The sequence below is a fragment of the Pseudomonas syringae KCTC 12500 genome (genome assembly GCF_000507185.2).
Taxonomy (GTDB): Bacteria; Pseudomonadota; Gammaproteobacteria; order Pseudomonadales; family Pseudomonadaceae; genus Aquipseudomonas; species Aquipseudomonas syringae.
In genome coordinates this window covers 4,602,796-4,612,466 of record NZ_AYTM02000002.1, presented here as the reverse complement: position 1 = coordinate 4,612,466, position 9,671 = coordinate 4,602,796, and the positions used below count along the sequence as shown (strand labels likewise).

The following is a 9,671-nucleotide window of genomic DNA, read 5'->3' as shown; positions in this document are numbered from 1 at the left end:
AAAAAAGACGCGCGCCCTGCAAGGAGGTCGCGCGCGGAGCAAACAGGGTCAACCGGCGGCCCGGTTCATGTGCCGTGACGCGCTGTTGCGCCAGCGTGTCAGGTGCTGTTCGCAATAGCGTCGCAGCAGACGGAGCAGCTGCGTTTGCTCGTCGACCAGATAAAAGTGATGGCCCTCGAACATGTCCAGAGAGAAGCCGGTGCAGGTCTCTTCCTGCCAGTCGAGCAGTTGCTCGACGCTGATGCTGTCCTGCTTGCCGCCGAATACATGGATCGGCACGCTGAGCGGCTCGCGCTTGCCATACACAAAGCTGCCGCAGAGCAGAAAATCGGCGCGCAGGATCGGCAGCATCAACTGCATGAGCTCCTGGTTGGTGATGACGTTTTCGCTGGTGCCTTTTAACGTGCGCAATCGGTCGAGCAGTTGCGCATCAGTCTTCGCAGTGGCGTATTCGCTGACATCGCGGCGCACCGGGCCGGCAGTCGCCGATGCGAACAGCGCCAGCGGCGCAGGCAGGCCGCGCTCGCGCAAAACGTGCGCCAGCTCAAAGGCCAGCAGCCCGCCCAGACTGTGGCCAAACAGCGCATAGGGCTTGTCCAGGTCGGCACTGATCTCGTCGGCCAGATGACTGGCCAGCTGCACGATGTCGGTCTGCAAGGGCTCGTCCATGCGCATGCCACGGCCGGGAAGCTCCAGCGGGCGCACGTTCAGCCACTCCGGCAATTTGCGCCGCCAGGGGCTGTAGAACATCGCGCTGGCCCCGGAATAAGGCAGGCAGAACAGCGTCAGGCTCACCGGCGTGCTCATATCGAAACCGTCCGGCTGTGGGCGCGGATGTAAAAGCGGCGATGCGCGTGATCGAAACGCATGGGGTTCTCCTGAGGTATTCCCTGGCCGCAACCGTCGTCGGGCCTGTCACCAATGAGAACGGATGGCGTCTGCAAATAATTAGGCGGATGCACGCGGCGGGGACAGGCACGACGAAAGCGCCCTTTTAAAGTGCGCTGATTGGCTTTCGCATTTGACAATAATTATCATTAAGGCTAATTTGTCGCCCCATGTGACGGTGCTGCCCCCTCCATGCGGCCCTCCCCTCCATTGTTAAAGCAGCAAGGTGAATTCCATGACGGAACACGTAATCACAAGTAAGTGCGACTCACCCTTACTCCAGGCATTCGTCGATAACTACTTGCTGCTGGTCAAGATTGCGGCCCGCATCGTGGGCTGCCGCTCACGCGCCGAAGACGTCGTGCAGGATGCCTTTTTCAGACTGCGCTCGGCACCTCAGGCCACGCTGACCTTCAAGGCACAGCTCAGTTACCTGTTTCAGATCGTGCGCAACCTGGCCATCGATCATTACCGCAAACAGGCGCTGGAACAGAAATACACCGGCCCCGAGGCCGAGGGGCTGAACGTGGTGATTCAGGGTGCCTCGCCGGAAATCTCGCATATCAACTTCTCCAGCCTGGAGAAAATTGCCGACGCCCTGACCGAGCTGCCGCCCCGCACCCGCTATGCGTTCGAGATGTACCGCCTGCACGGCGTGCCGCAAAAGGACATCGCCAAGGAACTGGGTGTGTCGCCGACACTGGTCAACTTCATGATCCGCGATGCGCTGATTCATTGCCGCAAGGTCAATGGCGCCCAGGCCGAAGCCTGATTGCGAGGGGTTCAGACAGGCAAAAAAAATCCGGAGCACTGGCTCCGGATTTTTGTTTTCAGCTTGGCAGACGACAGATCAGCGGCTGACCTGATACTCGGGCTGCACTTCCGGCATCGCCGAGGAGTGGTGGTTGAGAATCTTCCACTCGTTGCCGACGCGGTGGTAGAGAAACGAATAACGTGCCTGCACCTTGGTCTTTTTGCCGTCCGGCGCCGTCAGGGTGAAGGTGTAAACACCGTTGTCCGCTGCGGCATCAGGCCCCAGGCGACGAATCTCCCGGTAGTTGATCTCGCCAACCGGCTTGAGCGCCAGGAACTTATCGAAGTAATCTTTGATCTCTGCCGGAGTGGCACGCACCTTGTTGGAGACCGTAGGCTGCAGGACCGCGTCCGACGCGTACAACGATGCGACGGTAGTGGAGTTTCCGGTCTGCAGGGCCTTGTTCCAGCGATCAAACAGACCGGCGATTTCCTTGTCGTTCACATTGTTTGGCGTCTCGGCCACCATGCGGTAGGTGTAGCCGGACGGCTCGGCAGCAGCTTGAACCATCGGTGCACTTACAGCCAGCAACAGGGCCAGGGCGGTCAATTTCGTTTTCATCGCTACTCTCCTACGGGGATCTGTTCAGGGATTCAGTGATTGCCACTTTGCCCTCCCCGCCACGGCTCGCCATCGGCCAACCGGGGTTAACTGTGTATGCCGATCGGCAGATAGGCGTCACCTCCTGATACAGTTCTAATAGCCTGACTTCTGTTTATGCCCGCGCGGGCATAAACCCTCGCTGGAGCACCCCATGCAAAGTCCTCCCCATGATCCGGCAAGCGCACTGGCCATCCGTAACCAGTATCGCCAGTCGCAAAGCCGCGCCGCACGTCTTCGCCTGCTGGTGGATACCGGTCAGGAGCTGACCCATCTGCCACCTCAGGCCATGCGCCAGTGCGTGCTGCAACGCGCGTGCGCATTCGTAGCCATGGACCATGGCCTGCTGCTGGAATGGAGTGCCGACAACGGTGTGCAGACCACCGCCAGCCATGGCAGTGCAGAACGCCTCGCCACGCTTGAAACCGCTGCCGACCCGCTGGCCATCGGCCCGCAATGGCTGGAGCGGCCCGCAGCCGACCTGCCGTGCATGCTGCTGTTACCGTTGCGCGGCGCCGACGAAGGGTCTTTTGGCACCCTGCTGCTGGCCAACAGCGTGGGCATCAATGCGCCGGACAACGAAGACATCGAGTCGCTGCAATTGCTGGCGACGTTGCTGGCGGCGCACCTGGAAAACAATCGGCTGCTCGACGCGCTGGTGGTCAGAGAGCAGACCATGTCCGAACTGGTCCGCCAGTTGTTCACCGCTCAGGAAGACGAGCGCAAACGCATGGCCTACGACCTGCATGATGGTCTGGCTCAGACCCTGGCCGGTCTGCACCAGCGATTGCAGGGTTTTGCCGGTCGCTGCCCGGAGCTGCCTGAGCAACTGGACGCCGATCTGCAGGTCATTCTCAAACTGGCGCAGCACTGCGTGGGCGAAGGTCGACAACTGATCAGCGGCCTGCGGCCGAGCGTGCTCGACGATTTCGGCCTGCTGCAGGCGGTCGACAAGGAAGCCGACCGGTTGCGCGAAGCCGGAGTCGCGGTGCACTGGCGCTCGCGCTCCCTGACCCGCCTGCCCAGCCACCTGGAAATCGCCCTGTTCCGTATTGCCCAGGAAGGCATCAACAATGTGCTCAAACACGCCAGTGCCGGCCGCGTAGAATTGGCCCTGGAACTGAGTGACGAGCACATTTCACTGCTGCTGGAAGACAACGGCAGTGGCTTCATCACCCAAAAACCGTTTAATGGCAAAGGCGTCCAGAAACTGGGCCTGGTGGCCATGCAGGAGCGCGCCAGCCTGCTCGGCGGCCGCCTGACCTGCGTCAGTCGGCCCGGGCACGGCACCCGACTGCGCGCCATCGTTCCTTTTACCGCAGACAAGGCAATGACATGACAGACACTGTGCGACTGGTTTTAGCGGACGATCATGAAGTGACGCGCACCGGGTTCGTCTCGCTGCTGGCGGGGCATCCGGAATTCGAAGTGGTCGGTCAGGCAGCCGACGGCCAGCAAGCCATCGATCTGTGCCTGGAACTGCAACCGGACATCGCCATCCTCGACATTCGTATGCCGATACTCAACGGGCTGGGCGCTGCGCGGATTCTCCAACAACGCATGCCGGGGCTGAAAGTGGTGATTTTCACCATGGACGACAGTACCGATCACCTGGAGGCTGCGATCAGTGCGGGGGCCGTGGGCTACCTGCTCAAGGATGCCAGCCGCGACGAAGTGATCGACGGCCTGCAAAGGGTGGCGCGTGGTGAAGAGGCACTGAACAGCGCCGTCAGCGCGCGCCTGCTGCGGCGTATGACCGAACGCAACACCAGTGGCGCAGCCCTGCCGGAAACCCTCACCCCGCGTGAGCGCCAGGTACTCGGCCTGGTAGCGGGCGGCTTCAGCAATCGGGAAATAGGCGAAAAGCTTGGCATCACCACCGGCACAGCCAAGGCCCACGTGGAAAAGGTCATCGGCAAACTCGGCGCCTCGGACCGCACGCAGGCTGCAGTACGCGGTGTTGCACTGGGGCTGGTGAGTCAATCGACGAGCGACTGGCAATGACGGCACACGCCAGCAGTCGCTGGGAAGACCTTCCGCTACGCGGCAAGGCGCTGGTGGCCATTTCGCTGCCACTGACGATTCTCATGTTCTCGCTGGTGCTGATTTATATCGCCGAGCGCCAGACCGCTCGGGCGGAGGAAGATGTACGGCGTGTGCTGCTCGTGCAAGGCGACATCCAGACCCTCCACACCCAGATCGCAGAAGGCGCGGCCAGCGTACGTGGCTATCTGCTGACTCACAGGGAAGACTTCCTGCCTGGCTACCTCAACGCGCAACCGCTGATCGAGGCGGCGCTGACGCGGCTCAACACCAATGTGCGTGACGGGCAGATGCGCGAACACCTGAAAGCCATCGAACCGCTGATCAACACCAAGGTCGAAGGCCTGGGAAAACTGCGCTCGATGAATAGGCAAGATCAGGAAACCGTCGCCCGCATCCTGATCGAAAACAAGTACGTGCTCGACCAGTTGCGCGAACGCATCGGCATCATGCGCGAGCGTGAAGACGCGCTGCTCGCCGAACGCACCGAGGCTGCCGCAGCCACCCGCGAGCGCCTGCTGCTGTCGACCCTGCTGGCAGCGGCCTGCGGAATCTTCGGCGCCATTCTTGCCGTGCTGATGCTGTCCAAGGGCATCGTCGCCAGGGTGCATCAGGTGCAACGCAACGCCCAGCGTCTGGCGCTCGGGCATCCGCTGCTGCCCCAGCCGCCTGAAAAGGACGAAATCGGCCAGCTCGGCACCCGGCTGGTCGAAGCCGGTCAGTTGCTGGCCGAACGCGAACGCGCACTGCGCGACAACGAAGAGCGTTTGCGGCTGATCATCGAAGGCGTCAAGGACTACGGCATCTTCGCGCTGGACCGCAACGGCTACATCACCACCTGGAACGCAGGCGCCGAACGTATCAAGGGGTACACGGAGCAGGAGATCATCGGCCAGCACTTTTCTGTGTTCTATCTGCAGCAGGAGTGTCCGCAACACCCCGACATGGCGCTGCATGAGGCCACCGTCAATGGCCGGTATACCGAAGAAGGCTGGCGCCAACGCAAGGATGGCAGCCGTTTCTGGGCCAGTGTGGTGATCACCGCGCAATACGACAGCAATGACGAGCTGCGCGGTTTCTCCAAGATCACCCGTGACATCAGTGATCGTCGCGTTGCCGAAATTGCCCTGGGCACTGCGCGCGAGGAAGCCGAACGCGCCAGCCGCGCCAAAAGTGAATTCCTGTCGCGCATGAGCCATGAACTGCGCACGCCGCTGAACTCGATTCTGGGCTTTGCCCAGTTGCTGGACATGGACTCCCCCGCCAGCCAGCGCCCGCAAATCGGTCATATTCTGCGGGCGGGCCAGCATCTGCTGAAGCTGATCAATGAAGTGCTCGACATCGCCAGAATCGAAGCCGGGCATGTTTCCCTGATCCTCGAGCCCGTATCCCTGTCGAGCGTGCTCGAAGAAGCGCTGGTGCTGGTCTCGCCGATGGCTGCCGACGCCAACATCGGATTGAAGCCCTTGCCGAACCTGCCTGACGAGATCGGCGTGGTGGCTGACCGCCAGCGCTTGATTCAGGTGTTGCTGAACCTGCTGTCCAACGCCATCAAATACAACCGGCCCGCCGGCCAGGTGCGGATTGAAATCGAGCAGACCGCCGAGCAGGTGACAGTCAGCGTAGTGGACACTGGCTACGGGATTGCGCCAGAGCGTATCGGGCAGCTGTTCAAGCCGTTCGAACGCCTGGATGCCAACCCGAGCGTCGAAGGAACCGGGCTGGGACTGGCGCTGAGCAAAAGCATGCTGGAGATGATGCACGGCACGCTTTCCGTACAAAACACGCCGGATGAGGGCTGCCGGTTCATACTGGCGCTGCCGTTTGTGCGGGTGCAGCCGCCTGCCGCTAAACTGCCCCGTCAAGCTGAAACTTCCCTTGAGATAAAGCCTGATGCACGCTCACCTGCCCGCCCGGTCTATCATGGCAAGCTGCTGTGCATCGAAGACAATTTGTCGAGCATGGCCTTGATTGAAACGCTGCTGCAACGTAGACCCGGTATCCAGTTGCTGTCGAGCATGCAGGGCCAACTGGGGCTGGACCTGGCGCGCCAGCATGCGCCACAGCTGATTCTTCTCGACCTCAACCTCCCGGACATCAAAGGGCTTGAGGTGCTGCAACGTCTGCGCCACTTGCCGGCCACCGCCCACACGCCCGTGCTGATGATCACTGCCGACACCAGTGATAAAGCCCATCGCGAACTGAAACAGGCCGGCGCCACGGCCATTGTGATCAAACCCATCCAGGTGCCAGTGTTCCTTGCACTCCTGGACCAGTATTTACCGGAGCCCACATGACCGGCGACTTTCGCATTCTGATCATCGATGACCAACGGCCCAACCTTGATCTGATGGAGCAACTGCTTGCCCGCGAGGGGCTGACCAATGTCCTGAGCAGCACCGAGCCGTTGCGCACGCTGGACCTGTTCAACAGCTTCGAGCCCGACCTTGTTGTGCTCGATCTGCACATGCCCGAATTCGATGGCTTCGCGGTACTGGAACAGCTCAATCGGCGCATACCGGCCAATGACTACCTGCCGATCATGGTGCTGACCGCCGACGCAACGCGCGATACCCGCCTGCGCGCGCTGGCGCTGGGCGCGCGGGACTTCATCAGCAAGCCGCTGGATGCCCTGGAAACCATGCTGCGCATCTGGAACCTGCTGGAAACCCGCGCGCTGTATAAATCGCTGCGCGAGCTGGTGCCTGCGGAAAATATCGAACTGCTGCGCCAGCCGCGCACGCTGGCGCAGCAGTGATTATTTGATCAGCGTCACCGGCACCGATGCTTCGTGGATCACCCGCGTGGCCACCGAGCCCAGCAGCAAGCCGCCAAAGTTACCGAGCCCGCGGGTGCCCATGACCACCGCGTCACAGCCAAGCCGCTTGACCTCGGCCTCGACCTGTTCGGCCACGTTGCCCAGATCGACGTGGGCCTGAAACGGCACACCAGCAGCAGTCAACAACGCAACCGCATCAGCCAGCACCCGCTTGCCTTCATTGGTCAAGCCGGCCTTGACGCCATCAATCATGTCGGGAGCCAGATAAAGGCTGTAATCGATAGGGCTGGCCTGCACATTCAGGATATGTACCTCGAGCGACTTGGTGAGTTCGCCAGACAACTCGATGACATAGCCCAGGGCACGCATCGCGTGCTCGGAGCCGTCGAAAGGAACCAGGACTTTGTGCATGGGCGTTTTCCTTGTTGGGTTATGCGCTCAACATAACCGCAGCCCGATAACGCCGCTACTGGAATAAGCGTTTCCTTTGATTCGGCTCAACTCAGATCAATTCACGGCACATGCGATCAATGCCCCTGCAGAAACGCCGCGGCCTTATCCAGCAACAGCATAGGGTTTTCGGCCTTGTGTATGTCAACCGACAGCAACTGCCGGAAGCGTCGCGCGCCTGGGAAACCCAGGCCCAGACCGAGCATATGCCGGGTGACGTGGTGCATGTTGCCGCCGCTGGCAATGTGCGCAGCAATGTACGGCCGCATCGACTCCAACGCATCGTAACGACTGATGACCGGCGCCGTGCTGCCGAACAACTGCTGGTCCACATGCGCCAGCAAATAAGGATTGTGATAAGCCTCACGCCCCAGCATCACCCCATCGAACGTCTGCAAATGCTCACTGCACTGCTCCAGCGTCTTGATGCCGCCGTTGAGCACAATCTCCAGGTCAGGAAAGTCTGACTTCAACTGCGCGACCACGTCATACCGCAATGGCGGAATATCGCGGTTTTCCTTGGGAGACAGCCCTTCGAGAATCGCGATACGCGCGTGAACCGTGAAACTCTGGCAACCCGCCTCCTGAACCTTGCCGACGAAATCACACAACTCGGCGTAGCTGTCACGGCCATTGATGCCGATCCGGTGCTTGACCGTGACCGGAATACCGACCGCATCGCGCATCGCCTTCACGCAATCCGCCACCAGCTCAGGATGCGCCATCAGGCACGCGCCGATCATGTTGTTCTGCACCCGGTCACTCGGGCAACCGACGTTCAGATTGACCTCGTCATACCCCGCCTCTTCCGCCAGACGCGAACACGCAGCCAGATCCGCCGCCGTACTGCCACCCAGCTGCAATGCCAGCGGATGCTCGCTTTCATCATGCCGCAGGAAACGCTCACGGTCGCCATGCAACAAGGCACCGGTGGTGACCATCTCGGTGTAGAGCAAGGCGTGCTTTGAGAGCTTGCGCATGAAGTAGCGGCAGTGGTGGTCGGTCCAGTCCATCATCGGGGCGACGGAGAAGCGGCGGGATAATACTGGGGCCGATTCACCAGCATTTACGGGTTGTTTTACTTCTTCGATGCTCATCGATACTGATCTTTTATACAGCGGTTTATGGGCATCTTCGCTTGGATTTTGTAGCGCGTTGGTAATGTGTACCAACCCAAATCAAAAATGTACCCACTCAAAATAGGAACGATCAGCCCCTTCAAGCGCGAAGACAACATGACTGCTGACTACGCGCAGATACGGATCAATCGAAACGGCCAGCCAGTTTATCAGGAAACCCGAACCTTCGACCGCAAGTGGGTGGCTCACGCGTGGATGAAACGACGTGAGGCCGAGCTGGCCGTACCAGGTGCGATTGAGCGCATGAACCGCAAGACCGTCAGCGTCAAACAGATGATTGATCGATACCTTGATGAGTACGAAAAAGTTCGTCCTCTGGGCAAGACCAAGCGGGCAACGCTTACGGCCATAAGCGAGAGCTGGCTGGGAGCGGTGGCAGACTCAGCATTGACTAGTCAGAAGCTGGCAAACTACGGGCTCCGTAAGCTAGTCTAAGCCCTCAATTTTTAAGCAGGAAGCTGATATGTCTTTTGACGCATTTATGCAGGTGGACGGTGTAGAGGGCGAGTCGCTGGACAACGCCCACAAAGGCTGGGTAGAGCTGCTGTCATATCATTACGATGCGGTTCAATCGATCAGTACAACTGCCTCTTCTAGCGGCGGCGCGACTGCTGGGGGCGTGACCCTGGGCGACTTTAGAATCAGTAAATATATAGACAGAGCAACACCAAAACTATTTGAACTTTGTTGCCGAGGCTCGCACATCAACAAAGTAACTATTCGCATACACCGTGCAGGCACCGAGAAATTTAAATATCTAGATATCGTTCTTGAAGAAGTCTTGATATCAACCGTTAGCGGTAATGGTGCGGAGCATGCTGGCTTACCTGTGGAAATGATCACACTCAATTATGGCCGTATAAAATTCGAATATTCTCAGCAGCGGCGTGCTGACGGAGGAAATGCTGGTATCGTCTCAGGGGGGTGGGATAGGACCGCAAACAAGCCTTTTGCGTAA

The 9,671-nt window shown here is 59.8% G+C and carries 10 protein-coding genes and 1 pseudogene; 7 read left to right on the top strand and 4 right to left on the bottom strand.

The window, feature by feature from the left end:
• Window positions 1-48: 48 nt before the first annotated feature.
• Window positions 49-807, bottom strand: a complete 759-nt coding sequence (locus tag V476_RS20850) for a thioesterase II family protein (protein WP_004404766.1) — start codon at window positions 805-807, stop codon at window positions 49-51.
• A gap of 316 nt (window positions 808-1,123) precedes the next feature.
• On the opposite strand from V476_RS20850, the gene V476_RS20845 reads away from it, so the two are divergent.
• On the top strand, window positions 1,124-1,660 hold the full coding sequence (locus tag V476_RS20845) for an RNA polymerase factor sigma-70 (protein WP_003319375.1): 537 nt from the start codon (window positions 1,124-1,126) through the stop codon (window positions 1,658-1,660).
• A gap of 78 nt (window positions 1,661-1,738) precedes the next feature.
• Here V476_RS20845 and V476_RS20840 read toward each other — a convergent pair whose 3' ends face one another.
• A complete protein-coding gene (locus V476_RS20840) occupies window positions 1,739-2,263 on the bottom strand; it encodes an SgcJ/EcaC family oxidoreductase (RefSeq protein WP_003304408.1) in 525 nt (174 codons plus the stop codon).
• Between the two features lie 193 nt (window positions 2,264-2,456).
• Here V476_RS20840 and V476_RS20835 point away from each other — a divergent pair, with 193 nt between their 5' ends.
• From V476_RS20835 to V476_RS20820, 4 genes are read left to right on the top strand one after another with little or no spacing between them, the layout of a single operon-like run.
• A complete protein-coding gene (locus V476_RS20835) occupies window positions 2,457-3,641 on the top strand; it encodes a sensor histidine kinase (RefSeq protein WP_024959254.1) in 1,185 nt (394 codons plus the stop codon).
• Window positions 3,638-4,306, top strand: a complete 669-nt coding sequence (locus V476_RS20830) for a response regulator (RefSeq protein WP_024665224.1) — start codon at window positions 3,638-3,640, stop codon at window positions 4,304-4,306. The genes V476_RS20835 and V476_RS20830 overlap by 4 nt, the downstream gene beginning before the upstream one ends.
• Window positions 4,303-6,642 (top strand): ATP-binding protein, encoded by a 2,340-nt coding sequence (locus V476_RS20825; RefSeq protein WP_024959253.1) that lies wholly within the window; start codon window positions 4,303-4,305, stop codon window positions 6,640-6,642. Before V476_RS20830 ends, V476_RS20825 begins: the two co-directional genes overlap by 4 nt.
• Window positions 6,639-7,103, top strand: coding sequence for a response regulator (locus V476_RS20820; RefSeq protein WP_003406975.1), 465 nt, complete (start codon window positions 6,639-6,641; stop codon window positions 7,101-7,103). Before V476_RS20825 ends, V476_RS20820 begins: the two co-directional genes overlap by 4 nt.
• On the opposite strand, the gene V476_RS20815 is transcribed toward V476_RS20820, so the two are convergent.
• Entirely contained in the window at window positions 7,104-7,535 is a 432-nt protein-coding gene (locus tag V476_RS20815; RefSeq protein ID WP_003315056.1) for a universal stress protein, read from the bottom strand.
• A gap of 116 nt (window positions 7,536-7,651) precedes the next feature.
• Window positions 7,652-8,671: a tRNA dihydrouridine(20/20a) synthase DusA gene (gene dusA, locus V476_RS20810; RefSeq protein ID WP_024959252.1), complete on the bottom strand. Its 1,020-nt coding sequence runs from the start codon at window positions 8,669-8,671 to the stop codon at window positions 7,652-7,654.
• A gap of 87 nt (window positions 8,672-8,758) precedes the next feature.
• Between dusA and V476_RS20805 the strand changes: the two are divergent.
• A pseudogene (locus V476_RS20805) lies at window positions 8,759-9,127 on the top strand (site-specific integrase); the annotation flags it as partial.
• Between the two features lie 49 nt (window positions 9,128-9,176).
• Window positions 9,177-9,671: an Hcp family type VI secretion system effector gene (locus tag V476_RS20800; RefSeq protein ID WP_024959250.1), complete on the top strand. Its 495-nt coding sequence runs from the start codon at window positions 9,177-9,179 to the stop codon at window positions 9,669-9,671.